At 70.3% G+C, this 24,625-nt stretch carries 23 protein-coding genes; 15 read left to right on the top strand and 8 right to left on the bottom strand.

All coding sequences use genetic code 11. The features are described from left to right. The 9 genes from J2S57_RS09885 to J2S57_RS09845 are packed head-to-tail and all read left to right on the top strand — an operon-like array spanning position 1 to position 8,894. Complete coding sequence (locus J2S57_RS09885) at positions 1–372, top strand: cupin domain-containing protein (RefSeq protein ID WP_370882612.1); 372 nt, start codon at positions 1–3, stop codon at positions 370–372. Beyond that, a complete protein-coding gene (locus J2S57_RS09880; protein ID WP_307240804.1) occupies positions 369–1,910 on the top strand; it encodes a class I tRNA ligase family protein in 1,542 nt (513 codons plus the stop codon). The genes J2S57_RS09885 and J2S57_RS09880 overlap by 4 nt, the downstream gene beginning before the upstream one ends. Beyond that, positions 1,911–3,050, top strand: a complete 1,140-nt coding sequence (locus tag J2S57_RS09875; protein ID WP_307240802.1) for an NAD(P)/FAD-dependent oxidoreductase — start codon at positions 1,911–1,913, stop codon at positions 3,048–3,050. Beyond that, positions 3,047–4,345, top strand: coding sequence for an ATP-grasp domain-containing protein (locus J2S57_RS09870; RefSeq protein WP_307240800.1), 1,299 nt, complete (start codon positions 3,047–3,049; stop codon positions 4,343–4,345). Before J2S57_RS09875 ends, J2S57_RS09870 begins: the two co-directional genes overlap by 4 nt. Further along, a complete protein-coding gene (locus J2S57_RS09865; protein ID WP_307240798.1) occupies positions 4,342–4,689 on the top strand; it encodes an avidin-fold protein in 348 nt (115 codons plus the stop codon). Before J2S57_RS09870 ends, J2S57_RS09865 begins: the two co-directional genes overlap by 4 nt. Beyond that, entirely contained in the window at positions 4,686–6,035 is a 1,350-nt protein-coding gene (locus J2S57_RS09860) for an FAD-binding oxidoreductase (protein ID WP_307240796.1), read from the top strand. The genes J2S57_RS09865 and J2S57_RS09860 overlap by 4 nt, the downstream gene beginning before the upstream one ends. Before the next feature lie 25 nt (positions 6,036–6,060). After that, a complete protein-coding gene (locus tag J2S57_RS09855; protein ID WP_307240794.1) occupies positions 6,061–6,561 on the top strand; it encodes a flavin reductase family protein in 501 nt (166 codons plus the stop codon). Between the two features lie 24 nt (positions 6,562–6,585). Beyond that, entirely contained in the window at positions 6,586–8,112 is a 1,527-nt protein-coding gene (locus tag J2S57_RS09850; protein WP_307240792.1) for a peptide ABC transporter substrate-binding protein, read from the top strand. Continuing rightward, positions 8,109–8,894: a dimethylarginine dimethylaminohydrolase family protein gene (locus J2S57_RS09845; protein ID WP_307240790.1), complete on the top strand. Its 786-nt coding sequence runs from the start codon at positions 8,109–8,111 to the stop codon at positions 8,892–8,894. Before J2S57_RS09850 ends, J2S57_RS09845 begins: the two co-directional genes overlap by 4 nt. A 44-nt stretch (positions 8,895–8,938) precedes the next feature. Here the strand turns inward: J2S57_RS09845 and J2S57_RS09840 are convergent, their stop codons facing one another. Next, complete coding sequence (locus tag J2S57_RS09840) at positions 8,939–10,486, bottom strand: hypothetical protein (protein ID WP_307240788.1); 1,548 nt, start codon at positions 10,484–10,486, stop codon at positions 8,939–8,941. Positions 10,487–10,898: 412 nt separating this feature from the next. Here J2S57_RS09840 and J2S57_RS09835 point away from each other — a divergent pair, with 412 nt between their 5' ends. Then, a complete protein-coding gene (locus J2S57_RS09835; RefSeq protein ID WP_307240786.1) occupies positions 10,899–12,623 on the top strand; it encodes a CopD family protein in 1,725 nt (574 codons plus the stop codon). 25 nt (positions 12,624–12,648) lie between these two features. Continuing rightward, positions 12,649–13,359, top strand: a complete 711-nt coding sequence (locus J2S57_RS09830) for a YcnI family protein (RefSeq protein ID WP_307240784.1) — start codon at positions 12,649–12,651, stop codon at positions 13,357–13,359. Here the strand turns inward: J2S57_RS09830 and J2S57_RS09825 are convergent, their stop codons facing one another. Both J2S57_RS09825 and J2S57_RS09820 read right to left on the bottom strand, forming a co-directional pair. Then, the gene (locus J2S57_RS09825; RefSeq protein ID WP_307240782.1) at positions 13,360–13,959 is read right to left on the bottom strand and encodes a hypothetical protein; all 600 of its coding nucleotides are present in this window, start codon (positions 13,957–13,959) and stop codon (positions 13,360–13,362) included. 71 nt (positions 13,960–14,030) lie between these two features. Beyond that, entirely contained in the window at positions 14,031–14,738 is a 708-nt protein-coding gene (locus J2S57_RS09820) for a DUF5710 domain-containing protein (protein WP_307240780.1), read from the bottom strand. A 129-nt stretch (positions 14,739–14,867) separates the two neighbouring features. On the opposite strand from J2S57_RS09820, the gene J2S57_RS09815 reads away from it, so the two are divergent. Together J2S57_RS09815 and J2S57_RS09810 are read left to right on the top strand one after the other, a co-directional pair. Further along, entirely contained in the window at positions 14,868–15,647 is a 780-nt protein-coding gene (locus J2S57_RS09815; RefSeq protein ID WP_307240778.1) for a VOC family protein, read from the top strand. Between the two features lie 129 nt (positions 15,648–15,776). Beyond that, a complete protein-coding gene (locus J2S57_RS09810) occupies positions 15,777–18,500 on the top strand; it encodes a putative bifunctional diguanylate cyclase/phosphodiesterase (RefSeq protein ID WP_307240776.1) in 2,724 nt (907 codons plus the stop codon). 121 nt (positions 18,501–18,621) lie between these two features. Here the strand turns inward: J2S57_RS09810 and J2S57_RS09805 are convergent, their stop codons facing one another. Then, positions 18,622–19,455 (bottom strand): SDR family NAD(P)-dependent oxidoreductase, encoded by an 834-nt coding sequence (locus J2S57_RS09805; protein ID WP_307240774.1) that lies wholly within the window; start codon positions 19,453–19,455, stop codon positions 18,622–18,624. Positions 19,456–19,506: 51 nt separating this feature from the next. On the opposite strand from J2S57_RS09805, the gene J2S57_RS09800 reads away from it, so the two are divergent. Continuing rightward, the gene (locus J2S57_RS09800; protein WP_307240771.1) at positions 19,507–20,109 is read left to right on the top strand and encodes a TetR family transcriptional regulator; all 603 of its coding nucleotides are present in this window, start codon (positions 19,507–19,509) and stop codon (positions 20,107–20,109) included. Here J2S57_RS09800 and J2S57_RS09795 read toward each other — a convergent pair. After that, the gene (locus J2S57_RS09795) at positions 20,102–22,453 is read right to left on the bottom strand and encodes a putative bifunctional diguanylate cyclase/phosphodiesterase (RefSeq protein WP_307240769.1); all 2,352 of its coding nucleotides are present in this window, start codon (positions 22,451–22,453) and stop codon (positions 20,102–20,104) included. The genes J2S57_RS09800 and J2S57_RS09795 overlap by 8 nt on opposite strands. Positions 22,454–22,569: 116 nt before the next feature. Between J2S57_RS09795 and J2S57_RS09790 the strand changes: the two genes are divergently transcribed. After that, positions 22,570–23,268, top strand: a complete 699-nt coding sequence (locus tag J2S57_RS09790; RefSeq protein ID WP_307240768.1) for a glycerophosphodiester phosphodiesterase — start codon at positions 22,570–22,572, stop codon at positions 23,266–23,268. On the opposite strand, the gene J2S57_RS09785 is transcribed toward J2S57_RS09790, so the two are convergent. The 3 genes from J2S57_RS09785 to J2S57_RS09775 all read right to left on the bottom strand — a co-directional run bounded on the left by J2S57_RS09785 (position 23,265) and on the right by J2S57_RS09775 (position 24,600). Next, positions 23,265–23,498, bottom strand: a complete 234-nt coding sequence (locus J2S57_RS09785) for a hypothetical protein (RefSeq protein WP_307240765.1) — start codon at positions 23,496–23,498, stop codon at positions 23,265–23,267. The genes J2S57_RS09790 and J2S57_RS09785 overlap by 4 nt on opposite strands. Positions 23,499–23,545: 47 nt before the next feature. Then, entirely contained in the window at positions 23,546–23,776 is a 231-nt protein-coding gene (locus J2S57_RS09780) for a hypothetical protein (protein ID WP_307240763.1), read from the bottom strand. 101 nt (positions 23,777–23,877) lie between these two features. Further along, positions 23,878–24,600 (bottom strand): DUF1275 family protein, encoded by a 723-nt coding sequence (locus tag J2S57_RS09775; RefSeq protein WP_307240761.1) that lies wholly within the window; start codon positions 24,598–24,600, stop codon positions 23,878–23,880. Positions 24,601–24,625 lie beyond the last annotated feature (25 nt).

Raw genomic sequence — 24,625 nt, 5'->3', positions numbered from 1 at the left:
GTGTTCGAGATCCGGAAACTGGACCGTGACAACCTGGTTCAGGCCTACGGGCTGGACTCCCAGCGGCTGCTGCCCTGGCCGGTGCTGAACGCGCCGTTCGAGGGGGCCTGGTGTGTGCTCCGACCGGGTGACGAGTCCACCGCGCACGCCCATCACGAGTACGAGATCTTCATCGCGATGAAGGGTTCCGCGACTCTCGTCGTCGACGGCCAGGAGAGTCCCTTCGCGGCCGGGGACATCGTGCACCTGCTGCCGGGCAGCCTCCACAAGGTGGTCAACCGCGGCGGTGACGACTTCGAGTACTACGGGATCTGGTGGGACGCCGACATGTCCGGTGAGTTCCTGGCCCGGCATCAGGAGTCGACACGATGAGCAGGCGCACGCTGATCATCTCCCCGGCCCCGACCGCCAACGGTGACCTGCACCTCGGTCACCTGGCGGGGCCGTTCCTGGGCGCCGACGTGTACGCCCGCTGGCTTCGCGCCACCGGCCGGGAAGTATTACTGGCCAGCGGGTTCCAGGACACCTCGAGCTACGTGGTGACCACCGCGCGGCGGCTCGGCACCACCCCGCAGGACCTGGTGACGAGTTCGGGCGAGCAGATCGAGGGCACGCTGGCCGCGGCGGGGATCGCTGTCGACGGTTTCACCGGCGACGAGGACGCCTTCGTCAAGACGGTTCGCCGGTTCCTGGAGGACCTGCACGCCGGCGGGGCCCTGGAGCTGCGCACGCTGCTCTTCCCGTACTCCCCGGCCACCGGGGAGTACCTGGTGGACGGGTTCGTGCGGGGCGGCTGCCCGGTCTGCCTGGCCGACGGGTGTGCCGGGTTGTGCGAGAGCTGCGGCAACCCGGTCGCACCGGGGGACCTGCTCGAGCCGCGGTCGACCCTCGACGAGAACGATCCGGTCGAACTGCGCCCGGCCCAGGTGTTCGTCCTGCCGCTCGAGCGCTACCGGGAGGGCATCCGGGCGCACTTCGCCGAGCACGGCCGGGCGATGCGCCCGCACATGGCCCAGGCTCTGCAGGAGATGCTGTCCCGGCCACTGCCCGACTATCCCGTCACCTATCCGGTCTCCTGGGGCATCCCGGCGCCGTTCCCCGAGGTGGCCGGGCAGGTGGTGAACCCGAACGCCGAGCCGGCGGCGTGGAGCATCTACTGCGCCCAGCTGTCGGCCCGGAACCGGGGGCTCGACGTGACGGAGGACGAGCTCTGGCTCACCGGGGCGGGTACCCGGGTGGTCTACTTCCTCGGCTTCGACAACATCTACCCCTTCGCCGTCGCGATGGTCGGGATGCTCCTGGCCGCCAAGGGCCGCTACCTGCTGCCCGAGGAGTTCGTCACCAACGAGTTCTACGAGCTGGAGAACGCCAAGTTCTCCACCAGCCGGCGGCACCTGATCTGGGGCCGGGACCTGGTGGCGGAGGTGCCGCGGGACGTGGCCCGGTTCCATCTGGCCGCGACCAGCCCGGAGAGCCAGCGCACCGACTTCACCCGGGCCGCGCTCGAGCGGGTCACCTCGGCGCGCCTGATCGGGCCGTGGAACCGGGTGGCGGAGAAGGTGGACGCCTTCACCGGCCGGGGCGCGCTGCCGGTCTCGGCGCGTTCGCGGGAGGCCGCTGCCCGGATCGTCAAACGGTTCGCCGCCGGGTACGAGCTGGAGTACTTCAGCCTCACCCGGATCGCGGAGACTCTGGGCGAGCAGCTGGGCCGGCTGGAGGACTGGGACGTGGCTCCCGGTCAGGAGGGCGACTTCTGCCACCAGGTGGACGTGATCGCCCGCTGCGGGGCGCCGCTGCTGATCGACCTGGCGGCCGGGGCCCTGGCCGACCTGAGCATCCCCACGGGCGAGGGTCCGGCCGAGATCACGCCGGTACCGCTGCCGCGGCTGAGCGGAACGGTGGCCGGGTAGATGCCCACGCGGACTCCGACCCGGGCCCCGGCGACGTCCCTCTCGCGCCGGGTGGTGATCGTCGGCGCGGGCGTCACCGGGCTGATCACCGCGGTCCGGTGCGTGCTCGAGGGGTACCAGGTGACGCTGCTGGACCGCGGGCCGATCCCGCACCCCGCGTCCAGTTCCTTCGACCAGCACCGGGCGGTGAGGGCACTCGACCTGCGTGACCCGCGGGGCAGCCGGGAGGCCTCGTCACTGCACGAGCAATGGACGCGTCTGGAGACGCTGCTGTGCGGCACGGCTCCGGGGGCGGGCTTCTACCGTCGGGTCGGCGTGGTGAGCGCCTGGCCGGCCCAGGAGGCCGAACGGGCTCCGATCATCGCGGCGGCGGCCGGGATCGGGGTGGAAGTGGTTGAACCGCAACGCTATCCGCACATTCGATTTCCCCGGGGCAGTCGTGGCGTGCTGGAACCGTACGCCGGGGTGCTCCTGGCCGACCGCGTGCTCTCGTCGGCGGCCCGCTGGCTGGCGGGGCGGCCCGAGGTGCGGCTGCGGCCGTGGTCGTCGGTGGACGCGGTGGACACCGACGAGGCGGCGGTCGTGCTGGCCGACGGCAGCGTCGAACGCGGGGACCTGGTGCTCGTCGCCGGTGGCCCGTGGTCGGGGGCGCTGGTCGATCCACCCACCGTCCTCTACCGCCAGACCGTGGTCTTCCTCCGTCCTCCACCCGACCTGCGGCGGTGGTGGGACTGTGCGCCCAGCGCCGGGCGGATCGGGGCGGACGGGCGCGCCTGGCTGATGCCCTCCGGCGACGGCACGTTGCTGAAGGTCAGCACCGATGTCGCCTGCCGCGAGGTGCCCAGTCCCGATCATGTCGAGGAGAACGACGAAATATACTGGAGTCAGCGGATTCTGGACTCCGGAATGGTCACGGACGGGCACCGCTACCGGGTGACCGCCGTGAAGCACTGTCACTACGCGGTCGACGCGCTCAGCGGTGGCGCCCACCTCGCGCGGGTCGGTCCCGCGGTCTGGGCCCGTTCCGCCAGCGGTGGGGACGGGTTCCGCACCGCCCCCGCGATCGCCGACCAGATCGTCGCCGCGCTGCGCCCGCCCCGGCGGGGATCCCACTGTTCAACCGGAAGGACGGCGTCATGAGCACCCCCCGTACCGCGCTGCTGGTCATCGGCAGCGGTCTGAAGCTCTACCGCGACTACCTGCTCAGCTCGGCCGCCGCCCGGGCCCGCAAGGCCGGGCACGAGCTGATCCTGATCAACAACCTGCAGCCGACCTGGCAGCACGAGTACTTCGCCGAGATCACCGTGATCAACGTGTTCGACCACGAGCTGCTGGCCTCCACCGCCCGGGAGTTCGCCCAGCGCTACCGCATCGTCGGCGTGATGTGCTGGGACGAGCCGCTGGTGCAGCCGGCCGCTCATCTGGCCGCCGAGTTCGGGGTCCCGGGGCTGAGCCTGCCCGGGGTCGAGGGCTGTCGCGACAAGTTCAGCGCCCGCACCCGGCTGACCGCGGCCGGGCTGCTGCAGCCGGGTTTCGCGTTCACGGCCGACCCGGCCGAGGCCGTGGCCGAGGCGACCCGCATCGGCTACCCGGTGGTGGTGAAGCCCCGGGCGCTGGGCGCCAGCATGGGAGTGGTCCTGGCCCGCGACGAGGAGGAACTGCGCGAGGCCTTCCGGGTCGCCGACGGCGCCAGCCAGATCGGTGACGAGCCCTTCCGAGGCGGCGCCCTGGTCGAGGAGTACGCCACCGGGCCGGAGATCAGCATCGACGGTGCGGTGCACAAGGGTGAGTACCTGCCCCTGTTCATCGCGCGCAAGACCACCGGCCTGCCCCCGTACTTCGAGGAGACCGGCCACGTCGTCGACAGCGCCGACCCGCTGCTGGAAGACCAGGACCTGCTGAACACCCTGTCGCGGGCCCACCAGGTGCTCGGGATCGAGAGCGGCATCACCCATTCCGAGGTTCGCCTGACCGAGCGCGGCCCGCTGATCATCGAGATCAATGGCCGGGTCGGCGGTGACCTGATCCCGTTCCTGGGTCGTCTGGCCACCGGTATCGACTCCGGGGAGGTCCTGGTCGACGTCTCCCTGGGCGAGCGCCCGGAGTTCACCCGGAACCGGTTGGGCGCGGTCGGGATCCGTTTCGGTTACCCCGATCGCGACTGCCTGGTGCGCTCGGTCGAGGTGCCCACCGACACCCCCGGGCTCGTGCAGGCGTCCCCCATGGTCGAGCCCGGGACCACTCTGCGGCTGCCGCCGGGCGGCTACATCGCCCGGCACTCCTTCGTGATCGTGCGGGGGGACGACCCGGAGGCGGTCGAGCAGAGGCTCACCGAGGCCGCGGCCGCGGTGGTGGTGATCGCCGAGGACGTGGAGCCCAAGGACCGCAATGCGCTCCTGGAGATGCCGGCCGGGGTGCTGGACGTGGACGAGTGAGCACGGCGGAGATCGGCGAGATCAGCTACGAGGGAAGACGTTTCCGGGTCGCAGGGGGAGGTGACGGCGTCGTGTCCCGGTACCGGCAGTCCGGCGACCTGGTCTGGGCCGAGTTCACCGGTGGCCCGGTGCGCCGGGGCACGATCACCGGGACCTGCGGCCCGGACGGCACGCTGCGCCTGGCCTACACGCTGGTGCTCGAGACCGGTGAGGTCATCTCCGGTGCGACCGTCAACGTGCCGCAGCGGCGGCCCGACGGGAGCCTGCTGCTGCGCGAGGAGTGGGAACGCTTCGGGGAACACGCCGCCACCGGCGTCTCGTACCTGGAGGAGGTCCCGGCATGACCCACCCGCTGGAGGGGCTCGTCGCGGGGCGGGTACGCCGCCCCGGTGACGACGGCTTCGAGGAGCGGACGGTCTCGGTCAACGAGCGATTCCGCGACGTCCGGCCCGAGGCGGTGCTCTCCGTCACCGGGCCGGACGACGTGAGCGCCGCCATCGGCTGGGCCCGGGAGCACGGCGTGCCGTTCGTGGCCCGGGGCGGAGGTCACAGCTACGCGGGCCGCTCGGTCAACCGCGGTCTGGTGCTGGACCTCGGCGGCCTCGACCAGATCCGGGTCGATGTGAGGACGAACCGGGTCACGGTCGGTGGGGGCACTCGCCAGGGTGCTCTGTACGCGGCCATGGTCGAGCACGATCTGCTGCTCCCGCTGGGCAACTCCGACGACGTCGGGATCGGCGGGCTGACGCTCGGGGGCGGCGTCTCGGTGGTGTCCCGGGCCATCGGCCTGACCTGCGACAACCTGGTGTCGACCGACCTGGTGCTGGCCGACGGCAGCACCGTGACCTGCAGTGAGGACGAGAACGAGGACCTCTTCTGGGCCTGCCGGGGAGGAGGCGGAGGCAACTTCGGCGTCAACACGTCCTTCACCTTCCAGGCCCGGCCGGCTCCGCCGATGTCGACGTGCCTGCTGCTGTGGGACTGGGACCGGGCCGTCGACGTCCTGGCCGTGATGCAGGAGGTGATGCGGGTCGCGCCGCGGGAGTTCTCGGCCCGCATCGGGATCAGCCGCGCCTCCGGCCGGGACGGTGTGGTCTCGGTGATCGGTCAGCACCTCGGCCCGGCCGCCGAGCTGCGCCGGCTGCTGGCCCCGGCGATGACCGCGGCCCGCCCGCGGCACGTGGACATCGCCGACCAGGAGTACGCCGACGCGGTGGAGTACCTCCGGCACGAGAGCGCGGGTGGTGCCTTCGCGGTGCGCACCCGGGCGACACCGGAGCCGCTGTCCGAGGAGGGCCTGCGAACACTCGTCCGTGCTCTCGAGAAGTGGCCCGGGGGCACGAATCCGGACGGGGCCGGGGCCGCCCTGTTCGCCTGGGGCGGCGCGATCGGCGACGTCCCGGTGCGGGACAGTGCCTTCCCGCACCGCGAGGTTCAGTTCCTGCTCTCGCTCGACACCTCCTGGCTGCCGGGCGAGTCACCGGAAGCGGTGCGGGCGAACCTGGACTGGCTGAAGGAGCTGCACGAGGAGACCGGCCAGTTCGCCCCGGACGCGTCGTACCTCAACTTCGCCGACCCCGACCTCGACGACTGGCGCACGGCGTACTACGGCCCGAATGCCGCACGCCTGTCCGAGATCAAACGCCGCTGGGACCCCGACCGGGTGTTCGCCGGCGACCAGGTGCCCTGACCCGGTGCCGGAAGGGGCGATCGGAATGCAACCCGACCTACGAGTGCTCATGCGCAATTTCGCCACCGGCGTGTGCGTGGCCACCACCTTCAGCGACGAGACCGACGGCCGCCGGCACGATGCGGTCACGGTCAACTCGCTCACCTCGGCGTCGCTGGACCCGCCGCTGGTGTCGCTGTACCTGCGGATCGGCTCGGTGTTCCTGGCCGACCTGCTGGCCGCCAAGAAGTGGGCCGTCTCGATCCTCGACCACCGGGACAAGGAGGTCGCCGGCCTGCTGGCCAAGGACCGCCAGACCCGGGCGGGCACCCTGGCCGCGCTGGCGGCCAGCCCGGGAAGAGCCACCGGGGCCCTGGTGTTCGACGCCGCCAGCTGGATCGAGTGCGAGCTGTGGGACAGCTTCGACGTGGGTGACCACACCCTGGTCGTGGGCCGGGTGGTGGCCATGGGTGAGGGGCCGAGGGCGCCCGCGCTGGTCTTCCTGCACGGCCGCTTCCACGCCATCTCCCCGAGCATCGCCGGCTGAAATCCGAACTTCGACGGAGGAAACGTGTCACCCAGCTCAGTCATCAGTTACCACGGCACCGAACCGGAGAACGCCCTGATCCCCGGGCACACCACGGAGTCCGGCGGGGTCAAGGTGATCGGCGCGCTGTTCCGGGGCCTGGTCTCCTACGACCCCCTGGACGCACACCCGAGAAACGCCGTGGCCCAGTCGATCACGACCGAGGACTCCCGCGTCTTCACGATCACCCTGAAGCCGGGCTGGACCTTCCACGACGGCACCCCGGTGACCGCCGGCAGCTTCGTGGACGCCTGGAACTACACCGCATTCGGTCCGAACCGCATGCAGGCGTCCACCTTTCTGGCCCACATCGACGGTTTCGCCGAGGTCAGCGCGCCCGACGCGACGCAGGCGGAGCTGACTGGGCTCCGGGTGGTCGACGACCTCACCTTCGTGGTCACCCTGGCCGAGCCGTTCGCCGAGTTCCCGGTCACGCTCGGCTGCGGGGCGTTCTTCCCCCTGCCGCGGGTCTTCTTCGACGACCGGGAGGCCTTCGAGGCCCACCCGGTCGGCAACGGTGCCTTCCAGTTCGTCAGCCGGGAGACCGAGAAGTACATCCGCCTGGAACGTTACGAGGGCTACGCCGGGGACGACCGGCCGGAGATCGACGGGGTCGAGTTCCGGATCTACGCCGACCTGGGCACCGCTTACCACGACGTGGTGGCCGGGGATCTGGATTATCTGGACGTCACCCCGTTCTGGGCCCTCGACGGTGACCGGTACCAGCGGGAGCTGCCCGGGCGCACGCACGACCGCACCTATCTCGGCATCCAGACGGTCTCCTTCCCGCTCTACGACAGTCGGTACGCGGATCGTCGTGTGCGGCAGGCGATCTCGATGTCCATCGACCGGGTCCGGCTGATCGACCGGATCTTCTCCGGTCACCAGGTGCCGGCCGACGGCCTGGTGCCGCCCGCGGTCTCCGGACGCGCGGACGACCAGGGGGGCGAGCTTTGCCGGTACTCGCCCGAGCGGGCGCGGGAGCTGTTCCGGGACAGTGGGTTCACCGGTGAGATCGTGCTCACCTCGAACGTCGACTCGCCCAACGGCCCGTGGATGGAGGAGGTCTGCGCCTCCATCTCGGAGACCCTGGGCGTGCCGTGCCGGTTCGAGCCGATCCCGACCCTCGGCGAGTTCCGGCGCAAGCTGAACGCCCAGGAGGTGACCGCGGTGTTCCGCTCCGGCTGGATCGCCGACTACCCCTCGATCGAGAATTTCCTCAGCCCGATGTTCCGCACCGGGGCCACGGACAACGTCGGCCGGTACAGCAGCGCCGCCGTCGACCGGCTGCTGACAGCGGCCGACACCGCACCCAGCCAGGAGCAGGCCTGGGACTTCTACCAGCAGGCCGAGCGGGCCATTCTGGACGACATGCCGGTGGTCCCGGTCTGGTACCAGAGCACTCTCTCGGCCTGGTCACCGCGCTTGCGCGACGTGCAGCCCAACCCGTTCCGGGAACTCGATCTCTACAGCGTGCGGGTCGCCCCGGCCGGTGGGGAGGGCGAGCGGTGAACACCGAACTCCTGATGTGTGACACGGCCCACTTCCGGGTCGACTACGAGATCAACCCGTACATGCACCGCGAGGTCCAGCCCGACCCGCAGGCCGTGCTGACGGAACACGCGGCCATCGTGGCGGCGCACCTCGGGGCGGGCCGCAAGGTGGAGCACCTGCCGTCCGCCCCCGAGTGCCCGGACATGACGTTCACCGCGAACGTGGCCGTGGTGCGAGGCCGCCGGGCGGTGCTCGGCCGGCCCCCGCGTGAGCGGGCGGCCGAGATCCCCTACGCCGAGGAGTGGTTACGCGCGAGCGGCTACGACATCGTCCCGGCGCCCTACGCCTTCAGCGGGCAGGGTGACGCGCTGGCGGTGGGTGACCTGCTGCTGGCCGGCCACGGGCAGCGCACCGACCGGCGGATGCTGCCGGTGCTGGAGGCCGAGCTGGGATGCGCGGTGGTACCCCTGCAGACCTCCGGGCCCCGCTGGTACGACCTCGATCTGGCCATCGGTGTGGTGGACGCGCAGACCGTGGCCTACTGCCCGGAGGCGCTGGACACCCCCAGCGCCGACCGGCTACGGGGCCTCGGGCTGGACCTGATCGAGGTGTCGCTCGAGGAGGCGGACCGGTTCGCGCTGAACCTCGTGAGCGACGGCCGCACGGTGACCATGGCGCAGGGGGCGCCTCGTCTGGCCGGGATCCTGCGTGAGCGGGGTCTGCGGGTGGTGGAGCTCGCCACCACCGAACTGGCCAAGGGCGGCGGGGGCGTGCGCTGTACGGCGCTGACCCTGGCCTAGGAACCGGAAGTCCCCACCTCGGTGGGGACTTCCGGCAACCCGGGTCAGCAGACGTTTGTTCCGCCGATCCCCTCCCGGACGGTCAGGGTCGGACCGTCGAGGAGGCCCCCCGAGGTGATCCGGATCGGCATCGCACCGGAGGTCGTCGAGAACTGGTACTGCTGAACGAATTTCTGGGTCAGCAGATCGAGGTGGTAACCGTGGCCCCAGCGCAGCAGACCGGCCCTGCTCAGCTCCTCGAGCAGTTCGTCGGCGGCCTGGGCGTCGAGGTGCGGCAACTGGGCCGGCCCGATCGAGTCGTCGGCGGTCACCTCACAACCCGCCAGGCAGTGCAGCGCCTGCCGGGCCGGTGCCCCCAGGCTCTCGTACGCGGCGGCCAGTCGCTGTCGCACGCTGACATCGCCGATCCGCAGCCAGTTCAGAAGCCGGGCGCCGTCACCGATCTGACTCGGGATCGCGGCGATCGACCCGCGCGGCCGGGCCAGCAGACGGCGAGCGGCCACGTCCAGGGCCAGCGGAAGATCACCGCAGGCCGCGGCCAGGCGCTCGCAGGCCTGGGGGTTGGCCAGAGCTCGTTCTCCCAGCAGATCGGCCAGCAGTTCGAGCGACTCGCGGCGGTGAAGTGGTGCGAGCCCGAGCCGTCGCACGTCGCTCAGACCCAGCAACGGGTTGCAGCTGACCACGATCAGCACACAGCCCGGGCTGTCGGTGAGGAAGGGACGGACCTGCTGTTCCTGCCGCACGTTGTCAAGCAGTACCAGGATGCGGCGCCGGGCCAGCAGCGACCGGTACAGCGCCACCTGGTGACCCGGATCTTCGGGCACGTTCTGGGCGCCGATCAGGGTGGCCAGGAATCCGGCCATCACGCTCTCGGGCGTCACCGCCGGCTCCCTCGGCCCGCCGAAGTCGGCGTACAGCTGCCCGTCGGGCGTGGCGTCCCGCAGGTCATGTGCCAGACGGAGCGACAGCGAGGTCTTGCCGATCCCGATCGGGCCGTTGATCAGCATCGGGAGGGCTTCGCTGGCCGCCTGCCGTCCGGCCAGCAGGGCCTCGTGGTGCAGGTCGGCCACCCCGCGTGGGCGACGCGGCAGCTGGGCCGGGGCGGTCAGGGCCAGGTCCGGACCGGGCACCGGCTCGGGCGGCAACAAGCCCGGCACCAACCCCGGCACCAACCCCGGCACCAACCCCGACAGCGAACCCGACAGCGAACCCGACAGCGAGCCCGGCACGACGCCTGGCAGCGAGCCCGGCACGACGCCCGGCACGACGCCCGGCACGACGCCCGGCACGACGCCCGGCACGACGCCCGGCACGACGCCCGGCAAAGAGCCCGGCAGCAGTCCGCCCAGACCGCTGGCCGGGGTCCAGGGCGATGTGGGAACGGTGGGAACGGTGCGAACGGTGTCTGCGGCGATGACGGGTGGAGCCGGCTGCCGCTCCGGCTCAGCCAGACGCCGCCACCGTTCTTCCCACTCGGCGGTGTCTCCGTGACAGGCGCTGACGAAGGCCAGAGTCACCTGAAGCGTCGGCAGACGATAGCCGCTGGCGGCACTGGAGAGTACCGACGACGAGAACAGCGCGGTAGCCGCCATCTGCCGATAGGTAGGACTCCCGGCCGACGCACGTAGCGTCCGAAGATCCCGGGCAAACTCCGAGATCTCCTTCCGAGAGCTTTCGACGGGTCTCTCCGGTCGTCCCAAAAGGCCCCCTCCGCCAAAGGATTGGCCGCTTCTGTCGGGAGCGGCTTCGGGTCCGCGCTAGTTGTGGGTAGTGGGACTCCGCCCCCCTTGGCCTACGGAAGAGTAACAATTAGACCCAAAACCGGCAATCACCAGATTTGTTATGATTCGGGCTATCCGGACCCGGCAAGGAGATCTTGAAATTGCTCAGACCGGAATCGTCTCCCGTCGCGGTTCCCCAGAAGTGAAGCGCCTGACCCTCCCCCTGATACGGCAACGTAGCGCGGAAGTGAGTTCCGTCCTGCGTTCGCGAGAGGGTGGCTGGATGATCGCCGCTCTGTTGATCATGCTGGCGGCCAGCTGGTTCGGGGCCGGGCCGACGATGATCCCCACGGGTGAGGCCATCCACGTCTCGTCCGGCACCGTCATGGATCTGCGGGCAGAGCCGGGGGCCGATGCCCCCGATGTCGGCCGCCGGGTTCTGCCGTCCGTGTTCCGGGTGTCCGTCGCGAAGGCTCCTGCCGGTGATGCCCTCGTCGATTCCGTCCCGGCCGAAGACGCCTCTGCCCAGGGGATCCCCGGCGGCGGGGTTTTCAGGGAGGCCGCCTCTGCCGCCGACGCTCGGGCCGAGGCCGCCACGACGGGGGCGGCTACCGATGTAGCCGATGAGGCAGGTGCATCAGGTGCATCAGGTGCATCAGGTGCATCAGGTGCGGCAGGTGCGGCCGATTCGGTCGATGCGCGTGACCCGGCCGTCGGCGTTGCCCTTGTCCTGGCCCGCTGGGCCGGGTTCGTGGGTTTCGGCCTGCTGGGCGGTCTCTGGGTTCCGTTGATGCTGTGGCCGGTCGCCGACCGGTCGCGGGCTCGGCACATCTTCTGGACGGGGTGGGCGCTGTGTGCGGCCGGTGCGGTCGGGCAGCTGTTGCTGCAGGGGCCGTACGTGGCGGGGGCGAACCTGCTCGCGGTGGGCCGGGGCAACCTGCTGGCCGATGTCCTGGCGTCCGGGTTCGGGCAGGTGGTGCTCGCCCGGCTGGGCCTCCTGGTGGTGCTCGCCTTCGTGCTCGACCTGTTCGTCGACCCTCCCGTTCACCCGCTCCCGGTCACCTCCGCGGTCACGTCCTCGGGCCCGCCCCCAGTCGCAACCGCAACTGCCGCCCCGGCGGGCAGAGCTGTGGCCAGGGCCCGGTTGATCACGTTCGTGGCGCTGGGAGCCTCACTGGCCTGGACCTTCTCGGCTCTCGGGAGTCCTCGCGTCACGTCCCCGGCCTGGTTGTCCGTCTCCGCCGACATGCTGCACCTGCTGGCCATGGCGGTCTGGGTCGGTGGCCTCGTCGTCCTGCTGGCCGTCGTGCTGCCCCGCCTCGCTCCGGACGAGCTGGGCTCGGTCCTGCCGCGCTTCTCCCGAGTGGCGCTGATCGCCGTGGCAACGCTCGCGATCACTGGTTTCTACGCCGGGGCACGCGCACTCGCTTCTCCGGCAGCCTTCGGAACCAGCTACGGACTGCTGGTTCTGGCCAAGGCCGGGCTCGTCGTCGCCGCCCTGCTGGTGGCGAACTCCGGCCGTCGTGTCATCGGCGGGCGAGTTCGCCGCCCGCCGCCCGGCCGGGCAACCGTCCGTCGCGGCGTGCTGGCGGAACTCGGCATCGGCGTGGTGGTGATCGGGCTCGCCTCGGTGCTCGTCGCCCAGCCGCACAGCCAGGAGGCCCGGGCCCAGCAGGTTCACGGTCAGGGCACCCATGGCCAGGGCACCGTCGCGCCGCTCGGGTCGGGGCGAACCGTGCGGCTCGACGTGGATCCCGCCCGGCCCGGCATCGTGCGGCTGGAGGCCGTTCTCAGCGAGGGCCCCCGGCCGACAGACGTCCACGTCACCGCCACACTGCCCTCGGCCCAGCTCGCTCCGGTCCCGATCGAGCTGCGCGAGGCCGGCGAGAATCGCTACGTCGCCGCCGACGTCACGCTGCCCGCCGCCGGGGACTGGGTCTTCACGGTGGTCGTCCGCACATCCGAGTTCGACTCCCCGACCGCCGCCGTCACCGTGCGCATCGCATGAGAAACCTCCCGACGAAGGGTGTTTCATGATCGTCAAAGGTCTCCGGAGGGTCTGCCTCACCGCCGGTGCCGGACTTCTGGCCGTCGTCGCCACCGCGGCGTCGGCCTCGGCCGATGTCACCGTCGTTGCCCCGGGAGCCGTGCCGGGCGGCACCGACCAGGAGATCACGTTCCGGGTGCCGGTGGAGCAAGACGGCGCCACGGTCGGCCTGCGGGTGGCCCTGCCCGCCGACGCGCCGATCGGTGAGATCGCGGTTCGGCCGGTTCCGGGCTGGACCCACGAGGAGACCAGATCGGATCCAGGGCCGGAGGGCGAGGTGGTCACCGAGATCTCCTGGGCCGCCGAGCCCGGGAAGGGTCTGCGCCCCGGTGAATACGGCGCTTTCACCGTGATCGCCGGCCGGCTGCCCGACACCACCGAACTGACGTTCCGGGCCGTGCAGATCTACGACGACGGGTCGACCGTCGAGTGGACCCAGACCCAGGCGCCGGGGGACACAGCCGAACTTGATCGCCCGGCGCCCGTTCTGGTGCTCGGCACCCCGTCGACGACCGCCGCCGCTTCTGGTTCGCACCACGACAACGCGGCCACGGCGGGTGCGGTGCGGGTCGCGGCCGAGAACGCGGACGCGAGCCGCTGGACCCTCTGGTTCAGTGGCGCCGCGTTTCTCATGGCGTGGCTGAGTCTGGGGCTGACCCTTCTGCGGCGGGCCCGTGACGTGCGAGGTGGCGACTGATCACATGTGATGCATGTTCGGCATCCCCGGATCCTCGGGCACGATCGGGATCTGGGCCGTCTCCGGCCCGAGGTGCACGGTCAGCAGGAGATAGGCCATGGCCACGCTGAGCGCCGCCGGCCCGAGACTGAGTGAGAGACCGCTCAGTGCCCGGTCTTTCGTTGAGAAGAGCCGGGGGGCGACACCGGGCAGCCAGACCAGGGCCTGCACGATGAAGCAGCCCCCGAGCACGTCCAGCACGAAACCGTCGCTGGAGGGCACCGTGAACAGGTAGATCATCACCAGCAGGTTGACGAGAAGTATCTGCCAGCGCCGGATCTCACCGTTCGTGGGTTCGATCCGCATCATTCGGGCCAGTGTCACCGCCGCCACGAAGGCCGCCCCGGTGAACACCAGCTCGGCGGTCAGGGCCGACACCGGGATCGGTGGGTAGGGCCAGAAGATGTCGATCAGGCCCAGGGCGATGAGCACCTGGGCTCCGTGCCAGAGCTGGTCACGTCCGGTCGTGCTGATCAGGGCCCGCAGATGCAGGCCCAGCACCGGCAGGAACGTCATGATGCCGAACGCACAGACCCACAGCGGCGTCCAGTCGCTGGCCACGGGTGCCTCCTCGTCCGCCGTCGAAAGCCTCGAAACAGGCTATATCGTCGCGCCGTGATCGGGAGCGCGCGTCACCACCGTTTGTGTGAGGCCCGGTACAGACCCTCTCGGGCAGCGGACGGACGTTCCTGCGCACTGGGCGGTGGGGTCACCTCGACACCGGTGTCGGTGAGGATCGAGAGGTCCAGTTCCCACGCGTGGCTGGAGCGGCGGTAGTAGTCCTCCGTGGCCACCTCGATCAGGATGCCCACGTCGGCCGCGCTCAGGCCGGTCACCTTCTGCAGATGCGCGCGGACCTCGCCGGCGCGACCGCGGATGCCGGCCAGGCCGTAGTGCGTGGTGGCGTGGCAGTCGGTGCACAGGCAGATCAGGCGGCCGAGTTTCTGGACGCGGGACTTGTCGTCGTAGGCCCAGCGCTCGTGCACCTCGAGCCAGCGGCGGCGGGCTCGGTCCTCCGGGGCGCCGCAGGTCTCGCACCGCTGGCCGGCGCGGGCCGTCACCATGCGCCGGATCCGCTCCCAGTCCCGCGGGGCCACGCACGAGCGCACGTTCGTGAACCAGCAGGTGCTCGGCACCATGTCGATGAAGAGACCGCGGCCGAGGGTGCGGTCCTCGCCGGGGAGCAGCTCGGGAAGGGGCGGCTTCGACGTCCATCGTCGGAGATCTTCGTTGTCGGCGCGGGGTGCGTACCAGCGCTTGGCGGTGGCGTCCCAGCGAGCGCCTGCCTTCTTCGCCTGGTCTTTCTCCTCGAAGGGCACGTCCAGCCAGATCCGCTCCACCGCCCCAACCATTCACGGCCGGTGCACCGGCGTCAAACGTCCGGCAACACCTGAGGTCAAAGCCGCAGCGTGAGGGCGTGATCACACTACGCTGTGGCCGCCTTGCCCGAGAGCCCGAGGAGAACCGTCATGCCCATCCGTGAGATCGCCCCGTCCGGCGCCCCGATCTGGTTCGACCTGAGCAGCTCCGACCCGGACCGGATGAGCGAGTTCTACGCCTCGGTCTTCGGCTGGACCTACGAGGTCACCGGCAAGGAGTTCGAGCACTACGTGATGTTCCGGCACCAGGGGCAGGACGTGGCCGGGCTGATGCGCAAGCCCGACGAGGCCATGCCCGACGCCTGGAACATCTACCTGCAGAGCGACGACGCCGAGGCCACGGTCAACAAGGTCCGGGCGGCGGGTGGCACCGTGATCATGCCGTCGATGGACGTCAACGGCATCGGCAACATGGCCTTCGTGCAGGACCCGGCCGGTGCGTTCGTCGGTGTCTGGGAGCCCAAGCTGCACAAGGGCACGCAGATCTGGAACGAGGCCGGGGCCCCGTTCTGGGTCGAGCTGCACGCCACCGAGTTCAACCGGGCCGTGGCCTTCTACGTCGAGGTCTTCGGCTGGGACACCCAGGTCACCGGTGACAGCGACGAGTTCCGCTACACGATGCAGATCGCCGACGGCCAGCAGGTCGCCGGGGTCATGGACGCCACCTTCCTGCCTCCGGGCGTCCCCTCCAACTGGCACTTCTACGTGGGCTGCGACGACGTCGACGCGACGGTCGAGCTGATCCGCAAGCACGGCGGCAGCATCAACATGGAGCCCGAGGACACGCCCTTCGGGCGACTGGCCGGCGTCGCCGACCCGGGAGGTGCCGGATTCATGCTGACGTCGATCTCCGACTGGCGGAACCAGTAACCCAAGGGTTTCACCCCTATCGGCACTCGACCGGGCCAACCCCACGAGAGCCGCACCACGCGTCCAAACACCCAGGGCTACTCCAACGGACCATCAATACCCCATAGTGATGAGTCGACTACGTTGGGTATGAGCATGATCCGACCCGGCCTGCGCACCTTCCTGGTGGTCTCTGCCGTGCTCGGTTGCCTCGCCGTGACCGTGGCCTTCATCGTTCGCCCGGGATCGCCGTCGGCCCAGGCCTGGCTGTCGGGTGTCGCCCTGAGCGGCACCGCGACACTGGCCGGGCTGGCCTGCGGCGTCCGGGCGATCCGGGTCAAGGACGACACCCGCAGCCGCATCACCTGGCTCTGTTTCGGCGGCACCGCCCTGGCCTGGGGCTTCGCTGAGTTCTCGGCTGCGGCGTACGACGTGCTGCTGCGCCGGGAGCCGCCCCCGTTCTCGCTGGCCGACGTCGGCTTCCTGGTCGCCGGGGCGCTTCTCGTGGCCGGGCTGCTGCGGATGACCATGCCCGAGCGGAACAATGCGGCGCGGGCGCGGGCGGTCGTCGACGGGTTGCTGATCAGCGCGGCGGTGCTGCTCGTGGGATGGGTGAGCGTGCTCGGGCCGACGGTGCGGCTGAACGAGACCGGGTTCGGCGACAAGATGATGCTGCTCGTCTACCCCTCCGGTGACATCGCCCTGATCACCCTGGCCACGTACCTGGTGCTGCGGACCCGGGGGGACGGGCTGAAAGCGGTGCTGCCGGTCGAGCCGATCGCCGCCGCCGTGGTGGTTTTCGGGGTGGCCGATTGTGCCTTCGCCTATCTCGAGCTGATCGGCGAGTACCGGTCGGGGCACGTCGTCGATGCCGGCTGGCTCTCCGCCTACACCCTGCTGCTGATAGCAGCGGTGATGCCGCAGCATCGCCGAGGGCCCGAGAGCGAGGTGGTTCCCCGCCAGATCGGGCTGCTGCTGCCCTACTTCTTCATCGTGGTCGCGATCACCGTGTCGCTGGTCGTTCCCGAGATCACCGGTATCCGCGACGAGACCACCCGCTGGATCCAGGCCGGCCTGATCCTGCTCATGGTGGTGCGCCAGCTCTTCAGCATGCAGGAGAACCAGACTCTGGCAACGGGTCTGGAGCACCGCGTCACCGAGCGCACGCAGGAGCTCGAGGTCAGCCACAAGCGGTTCCAGGCCCTGATCGAGAACAGCTCCGACGTGGTGATGATGGTGGACCGCGAGGGGCGCATCCTGTATGTGAGTGATTCCGTGGCGCGAGTGTTCGGGGTACGCCCGGACATCTGGCTGGACAGCAACATTCGTGAGTGGCTCGATGACGCGTCGACCCAGAAGATGAACGAGGCCCTGGCCACGACCGCCGCACAGCCGCTGGGCACGGCCACCCTCGAGGCCCTGGCCGTGTTCCCCGACGGCCGCCGGGTCACCATCGAGAACACCGTGACCAACCTCCTCGACGATCCCGCGGTGCGGGCCATCGTGGTCAACTCACGCGATATCAGTGAGCGTCGCCAGCTTGAGGACGAGTTGGTGCACCAGGCGTTTCACGATTCCCTGACCGGGTTGGCGAACCGGGCGCTGTTCATGGACCGGGTCCGCCACGCCATGCGGCGCCGGGTCCTGGGACCGGAGACCGTGGGCGTGCTGTTCCTCGACCTGGACGGGTTCAAGGAGGTCAACGACAGCCTGGGCCACGCGACCGGTGACGCCCTGCTGGTGGACGTGGCCCGCCGGCTGACCAGCTGCCTGCGGCCCGGTGACACCATCGCCCGGCTCGGCGGCGACGAGTTCGCCATCCTCGTCGAAGGTGCGCTGACCAGCAGCGAGTTCCTGTCGGTGGCCTCGCGGATCAGCGACTGCCTGGAGGCCGCGATCGTCATCGACGGCCGGGACCTGTTCATCCGCGCCAGCATCGGCATCGCCAGCGCCGAGGTCGGCTCGGTGACGGCCGACCAGCTCATCCGCAACGCCGACCTGGCGATGTACCGGGCCAAGGAACGGCAGGACGGCGAGCCCGCCCTGTACGACCCAAGCATGCACAGCAGCCTGGTGGAGCGCCTGGCGCTGGAGGCCGAGCTGCGCAAGGCCATCGCCGACCATCATCTTCAGGTGCACTACCAGCCGACCTACGTGCTGGAGACCGGCGACCTGGTCGGGGTCGAGGCCCTGGTGCGCTGGCCCCACGCCGAACGCGGCATGGTGCGGCCCGACCTGTTCATCCCGATCGCCGAGCAGACCGGCCTGATCCACGAGATCGGCCGGTTCGTGTTGCGGGAAGCCTGTTTCCAGGGCAACGAGTGGGCCCGACTGGCCCCGTCGGTGCCGCTCAGCATCGGCGTGAACGTGTCGGGCAAGCAGCTCCAGCGCCGTGACTTCGCCGACGAGGTGAGCGAGGCCCTGGCCGAAAGTGGCCTGCCCGCCGATCAGCTCGTGCTCGAGATGACCGAGAGCGTGCTGATGAACGACACCGACAGCACGATGGCGACGCTGAAGTCGCTCAAGGCGATGGGGGTGCGGGTCGCGATCGACGACTTCGGCACCGGCTACTCGTCACTGTCCTACCTGCACCGATTCCCGGTGGACATCCTGAAGATCGACCGGTCGTTCGTGGACCGGCTCTCCGGGGTGGACGCCGAGGACAGCCTGGTGCAGAGCATCGTGCAGCTCGGCCACACACTGCAGCTGGAGACGATCGCGGAGGGTATCGAGGAGCACAGTCAGCTCCAGGCCCTGCGCCGCCTGGGGTGCACCATGGCCCAGGGCTACCACTTCGGGCGCCCGGGGCCGGCTGACACGGTGTCGAAGCTGGTGGTCGAGGCATCGGCGGCGGTGAGTCCGCTGCCGGCCTGAGGTTTCGGGTGGCGGTGAATGACGGACGCCTGGGGCGCCTGTCAGTTGTGCCTCGCGAACTGGTTCTGGTCGGCACTGGTCTCGCTCACCGGGCACCATCCGTTCAGCCGCCTCGAACCGGTCAGCCCGCAGCCGGCGTCACCAGCTGTTCCGATCGCTCCCAGAGTCGCCGGCACAGCTCGGCGTCGTAGGCCTGCTTGTTGGTCCGCGTCACCTTTCGTTTCACGAAGTACTCGCCGCTGGGGAACTCCGAGGCCCCGGCGGCGAGGAAGACCAGCGTGTCGGCGCCCTGCTCCGGGGTTTTCAGCAGGAACCGGCGGATCAGCCGGTTCTGCGCGACCCAGGCCAGGGCGGAGCCCGGCTGCTGGGCGAAGTTGGAGCGGATGTTGCCCGGGTTCAGGCCGGCCGCGCGTAGACCGGCCGCGCCGTAGCGGCGGTCGAGTTCGCGGGCGTGCAGGATCTGCATCAGCTTGGCGTTCGAGTAGGCCGCCGTCCCGCTGAAACGCTTTTCCCCGGAGAGGTTCTCGAGGTCGACCCGGCCCAGGCGGTTGCCCGAGCTGGAGGTGTTCACGACGGTGGCCCGCGAGGAGACCAGCCGGTCGAGCAACAGGTGGGTCAGCAGGAACGGGGCCAGGTAGTTCACCTGGAACGTGAGCTCGTGGCCGTCGCGGGTCATCACCCGGTCGTTGCCGAAGACGCCTCCGGCGTTGTTCGCCAGCACATCGATGCGGTCGTGCCGGTCCAGGAGAGTGGCCGCGAGGTCGCGCACCGCGCCGAGGTCGCTGAAGTCGGCCACGTGACGTTCGGCGCCGAGTTCGTCGGCCACCCGGTCCGTTTTCTCCGGCGACCTTCCGACCAGGACCAACTGGTGTCCTTGCCGGCTGAGCTCGCGGGCCGCCGCGGCGCCCACCCCGTCGCTGGCTCCGGTGATGACGATCGTCCTGGCGAGTTTCATGAGACTTGGTTCCGTTCGTGAGACTCAGTGTCAGATGTGGATACTAGTATCATGAACGGCGTGGTGGAGAAACGTCCCGGTGCCCGGGAGCTGGCCCGCAGGGCGATGAAGGCGCAGGTCTCGCAGATGGCGTTCGACCTGTTCGTCGATCGCGGCTACGAGGAGACCACCGTCGACGACATCTGCGAGGTCGCCGGGATCTCGCGCAGCACGTTCTTTCGCTACTTCCCCACCAAAGAAGACGTGCTGCTCTCCCAGGGCACCAACACGGTGGATCGGGTGCTGGTGGCGCTGAAGGAGCGACCCGACGACGAATCGGCCTGGAACGCCCTGCGCCAGGCCATGAAACCGGCGATCGAGCAGTACGACGACGGGTCGGAACGCCGCCTGAGTCTGCACCGGCTCCTCACGGCCACCCCGGTGCTGGCGGCGCATCAGCAGCAGAACAAGCTGTCCGAGTGGCACGCCGTGCTCGGCCCGGAGCTGGCCCGCCGGCTGGGAGGTGAGCCGGACGACCCGTCCGACCCCGCGTCCCTCGCCCTGGTTGCCGCCGCCCTGGGGTGTCTGGACGCCGCTCTGCGAGCCTGGGCCGCCTCGGCCGATCCCCGGCCGCTGGCCGAGATTCTCGACCAGGCCCTGAGCGCGATCAGGTAGACGCCGTCACCGCGGCCAGGCCCCGCCATTGCGCCCGCCAGCGGTCGAACTCCGTCGCCGGCATCGGCTTGGCCAGCACGTAACCCTGCGCCGTGTCGCACCCGAACGAGGCGAGTTTGACCAGGGCCTCGGGGGTCTCGACGCCCTCGGCCACCGTCGTCAGGCCCAGGTTGCGGCCCAGTTCGATCACGCTGCGCACGATCAGTTCCTCGCCCGGGTCCTGCTCCATCGCCTGCACGAACGACCGGTCCACCTTCAGCTCGTGGATCGGCAGCGACCGCAGCTGCTTGATGCTCGTGTAGCCCGCCCCGAAGTCGTCGATCGAGATCGAGATACCCTGCGCGGCCAGGCGTTGCAGCAGCTGACGGGCCCGCACGGGGTCGGCCATCAGTGCGCTCTCGGTGACCTCCAGGATCAGCATCGAGGGCTCGACGCCGTGCTTGACCAGCAAAGAGCGCACCGTGCGGTCGAACTCGTCGTCGTGCAGGTTGCGCGCCGAGGTGTTCACCGCGATGCGCAACGGCACCCCGGCGTCCAGCCAGGCCCGGCCCTGGGCCAGGGCGGTGTCCAGCACGTGCCGGGTGAGAGCCCCGATCAGGCCGGTGTTCTCGGCCAGCGGGATGAAGGCGTCCGGGGGCACCAGGCCCCGTTCGGGGTGCTGCCAGCGCAGCAGGGCCTCGACCGAGCCGAGATGCCCGTCCACGAGCGAGATCTTGGGCTGATAGACCAGGTACAGCTCGTCGTTGCTGAGCGCCCGGCGCAGATCGCCGAGCAGGGCCAGGCGCTCGATCGTGTTCACGTCGTCGCGCGGGTCGTAACCGACCACCCCGACGCTGCGTCCCTTGGCCACGTACATCGCCACGTCGGCCCGCTGCAGCAGGCCGGCCGCCGAGTCGTCCTCGGTCAGCGACGACACCGCCACCCCGATGCTGGCCTCCACGTCGAGCTCGACGCCCTCGACCACGAACGAGTCCTCCAGCGCGTCATGCAGTTTCCAGGCCACCGCGCAGGCCCCGTTCAGGTCGCTGACCTGCGGCAGCAGCACGGCGAACTCGTCGCCGCCGAGCCGGGCCACGGTGTCCACGCCGCGCAGCGCCCGCTGCAGCGCCTGCCCGACCAGCACCAGCAGCTCGTCGCCGTAGTGATGGCCGAGGGTGTCGTTGATCTCCTTGAACCGGTCCAGGTCGATGATCAGCAGCCCGATCGGCATGCCGTGCCGGCTGCCGTCCCTCAGCGCCTGCTGGATCCGGTCCGTGAGCAGCGCGCGGTTGGGCAGCCCGGTCAGGTCGTCGTGCAGCGTGCGCCGCTGGATCTCGTTCTGCAGTTCCCGCTGGCGGGTGATGTCGTGGCCGGTCAGCAGGATCCCGTCGACGCCGGTCCGGCCGGTGTGGTCGCGGAACGACACCTCGTAGGTGCGCCAGAGCCCTTCCTCGTCCTCCTCGCCGGTCTCGTCCGTCCCGGCCCGCAGGCGCAGGTCGGTCTGCAGCGCCCCGGAGTCCGGGCGCACACTGGCCAGGCTCGTCATCAGCAGGTTCCGGTCGGCCGGGTGCACCCGGGTGAGCAGCACGTCGCTGCCCTCGGGCAGTTCGCCGTCGGAGGGCGGCAGCTGCAGCATCCGCTCCGCCGCGGGGCTCAGGAAGGTGGCCAGGCCGTCGCGCCGCATCACCACGACCATCACCGACGACTCCCCGGCGAGCGTCCGGTACCGCTCGATCGCCCGGTTCCGGGCCTCCTCGAGCACCCGGCCCAGCCGGCGTCCACCCGCCAGCAGCATGATCATCAGCGCCGCCGTCCCGAAGGTCGCGATCAGCGCCACGTACGCCGCGACCCGCATCCGGTACGCGTCCCGGTCCACCTCGCCGGCGATCGTCCGCACCGTCCGGGTGACCGTCTCGAAGGCCGGCTCGACCGTGTTCCGGCTGTACGCGTCGGCCGACAGCCCCTCGTTGCTGTTGCGCATCTGGAGCTCGCGATCCACTGCGCGGGCGTAGGCCTCGTAGTCCCGCAGCAGGCCGGCCCGTTCGTCCCCGGACAACCCGGGCGCACTCGTCCCCGTGATCCGGCTCAGGGTGCCGCCCCGGCTCTCGTTGAGCCAGACCAGTGCCGTGACGTCGTCCATCCGGCTGCTGACCGCCCGCCAGACCACCGCGTCCTGTGCGTTCAGGTCGCTGTTGACCGCCGCCAGGTCACGCTGCGCCCGCGCCCCGCGCTCGGCGGCCCGCTTGAGCATCACGCTCGCCGTCATCAGGACGATCAGGACCAGCAGGGCACAGACCGCCGCGCGGGTGTACCTGCGCACCTGTTCCGGCCGCGCGGGCCGGTCGCGGCGCAGGGGAAGGAGCATGTCGAGGGTTTCGGCGCCCGGGGTGCGGCAGTCAAGCTCTCATACCGACAACCTTTGGGTACTGGTAACCCGCATGCGCCCTGACCCTTCGGTAGGAAGTCGCTGATAATCGAGATGTGCCGAATCACCTGATGATCGCCCACCGCACACCGGCCGACCGGGGCAGTTGCGAGGCCCTGGTGTCATCCGGTGCGAACGTGTTCGAGGTCGACGTCATGCTGGCCGCCGACGACGAGATCGTGATCTCGCACGACATCCCGTTCCTCGTCACCCTGCCCTGGTTCCGCCACGACGGCCTGCGCCTGTCGCTCTCCCGGCACCCGCTGGGCCCGCCCGTGGAAGCCGTCGTCGACCTGCTCCCGAAGCAGGTCGAGATCATGCTCGACCTGAAGTGCGACCGGGGGACCGAGGCCTTCCGGCTGGTGCGCAAGGTGCTCACGCTGGGCCTCGACCCGTCGCGCTGCTACGTCAGCAGCAAGAACTGGCGTTCACTGGAAGAGCTGGAGCGCGAGGGTTTCCGCACCTGGCGCAGCGTGGCCCACCCCTGGGCCCTGCGCGGTCTGCTCGACGACGGCAAGTCCACCTACGCCACCACGGTTCGGCACCCGCTGCTCACCCCGGGCACGCTCGAGCGCCTGCAGCAGCTCGGCCGGGTGATGGCCTGGACCGTGAACGACCCGCAACGCGCGGTCGAGCTGGTCGAGATGGGCGTCGACGGCGTCACGTCCGACCTGCCCGAGGTGTTCTCGGCGATCAGGGCACCGATGGGGGACGTGGTGGTCGACCTGCGCGAGCAGGTCGCCCGGGAGGGTTAACGGCTCTTGCGGGGACGGTCGGGCTGCTTGCGCTGCGGGCCGCCGGCCAGGGCCTGCTCGTCGATGAGCTTGGCGATCTGCCAGGCCTTGTAGGCCCCGAACGCGCACCACAGCACGCCGAGCAGGATGCCGAACTCGTAGCCGGTCGTGACGGCGTACACCGCCCGCACCAGGCCGAGGAACCCGAAGACGGACCAGGCGATGAGCTGGAACCGCTGTGCCTTGGTCATGCCGCACAATCTAACGGCCGGGCCGGGGCCCCGCCGTTACGATCGGATTACCTCTTGCCGTAGCGCTCGCGCGCCAGCTTGGTCGGCGGCTGCTTCTTGGCCCGCTCACGCTGCACCATCACCGCGGCGATCGCGATGCCGCACCAGGCGCCCAGGGCCCCGCTGATCACGGTGTCGTTCACCTCGGCGAGCACTGCCACGAGCACGAGCACGAGCAGGCCGGTGAGCCAGACCGCGATCCAGACGCGCGCCCGTGGGGTCAGCTTGAAGTCGGCCATGGTCACCAGGCTATCGGGGGCCCGACCGAGGTCAGCGGGGTGTCTGACCGCGCGTCATCGGGTGCTCGCCCGTGCTGGCATCGGGGTTCTTGACCGTGCCGTCATCGGGGCGCCTGACCGTGCCGTCGCGTGCTCCACATACCCAGCCCGAGCGCGAACCCGACGCCGAGCAGCTGTATCGCGGGCACCAGGCCCTCGGCCCAGCGCAACGCCGCCGCGGCCGCCGCGGCCCCGACCACCAGCGAGATCAGCAGCGTGCCGCTGTGCGCGACGTCGCGCAGCGGCTTGCCCGAGGCCAGCCGGATCACCAGTGTGGTCAATGTGCCGGTCATGTAGGTCGTCGACAGCCCGGACACCCCGAACCGCTGGATCGCGCTGCTCTGCATGCCCAGGGCGAAGGCGTTCAGGGCCAGCAGCACCGCCATCAGGGTGCCCACCGGGTGGTTGCCCGTGCCCCAGTAGAACCCGGCATAGACCGCGAAGACCACGAACTCGACCAGCAGCGCCCGGTTCACGGCCACCGGCCAGACCGGATCGGTGGACGTGGAGGTGCCCGCCACCCGGGTGCCGACGGCCGCGCCGATCACGAACGCCGCGATGGCCGCCGCGGCGTGCAGGTAGAGGTCGCGGTCGGACTGCGCCAGCCCCGACCCGAACAGCACCAGGTTGCCGGTCATGACGCTGGTGAAGGTGCCGCCGAGGGCGAGAAGACCGGTCGCGTCGGTCGCCCCGCTGACGAAGGCCAGGGCCACCGCCGCCCGGTCCCGGGCCCGGCCCGCGTTCACCCGTCCGTCGGCCGCGGTCTCGATCTGTTCTGTTGCCATGGAGCGTTCGTACCTGTCTGCTGAA

It is taken from the genome of Kineosporia succinea, from assembly GCF_030811555.1.
In the GTDB taxonomy this organism is placed as follows: domain Bacteria; phylum Actinomycetota; class Actinomycetes; order Actinomycetales; family Kineosporiaceae; genus Kineosporia; species Kineosporia succinea.
Note: the sequence above shows the minus strand (reverse complement) of the source record. Positions and strands in the feature narration are given on the sequence as shown.

Bases quoted from the DNA above. Each gene is read 5' to 3' on its own strand.
- J2S57_RS09880 (WP_307240804.1), top strand. From the start codon at position 369: ATGAGCAGGCGCACGCTGATCATCTCCCCGGCCCCGACCGCCAACGGT.
- J2S57_RS09875 (WP_307240802.1), top strand. From the start codon at position 1,911: ATGCCCACGCGGACTCCGACCCGGGCCCCGGCGACGTCCCTCTCGCGC.
- J2S57_RS09870 (WP_307240800.1), top strand. From the start codon at position 3,047: ATGAGCACCCCCCGTACCGCGCTGCTGGTCATCGGCAGCGGTCTGAAG.
- J2S57_RS09860 (WP_307240796.1), top strand. From the start codon at position 4,686: ATGACCCACCCGCTGGAGGGGCTCGTCGCGGGGCGGGTACGCCGCCCC.
- J2S57_RS09855 (WP_307240794.1), top strand. From the start codon at position 6,061: ATGCAACCCGACCTACGAGTGCTCATGCGCAATTTCGCCACCGGCGTG.
- J2S57_RS09840 (WP_307240788.1), bottom strand. From the start codon at position 10,486: ATGGCGGCTACCGCGCTGTTCTCGTCGTCGGTACTCTCCAGTGCCGCC.
- J2S57_RS09835 (WP_307240786.1), top strand. From the start codon at position 10,899: ATGATCGCCGCTCTGTTGATCATGCTGGCGGCCAGCTGGTTCGGGGCC.
- J2S57_RS09830 (WP_307240784.1), top strand. From the start codon at position 12,649: ATGATCGTCAAAGGTCTCCGGAGGGTCTGCCTCACCGCCGGTGCCGGA.
- J2S57_RS09815 (WP_307240778.1), top strand. From the start codon at position 14,868: ATGCCCATCCGTGAGATCGCCCCGTCCGGCGCCCCGATCTGGTTCGAC.
- J2S57_RS09810 (WP_307240776.1), top strand. From the start codon at position 15,777: ATGAGCATGATCCGACCCGGCCTGCGCACCTTCCTGGTGGTCTCTGCC.
- J2S57_RS09805 (WP_307240774.1), bottom strand. From the start codon at position 19,455: ATGAAACTCGCCAGGACGATCGTCATCACCGGAGCCAGCGACGGGGTG.
- J2S57_RS09800 (WP_307240771.1), top strand. From the start codon at position 19,507: ATGAACGGCGTGGTGGAGAAACGTCCCGGTGCCCGGGAGCTGGCCCGC.
- J2S57_RS09795 (WP_307240769.1), bottom strand. From the start codon at position 22,453: ATGCTCCTTCCCCTGCGCCGCGACCGGCCCGCGCGGCCGGAACAGGTG.
- J2S57_RS09785 (WP_307240765.1), bottom strand. From the start codon at position 23,498: ATGACCAAGGCACAGCGGTTCCAGCTCATCGCCTGGTCCGTCTTCGGG.
- J2S57_RS09780 (WP_307240763.1), bottom strand. From the start codon at position 23,776: ATGGCCGACTTCAAGCTGACCCCACGGGCGCGCGTCTGGATCGCGGTC.
- J2S57_RS09775 (WP_307240761.1), bottom strand. From the start codon at position 24,600: ATGGCAACAGAACAGATCGAGACCGCGGCCGACGGACGGGTGAACGCG.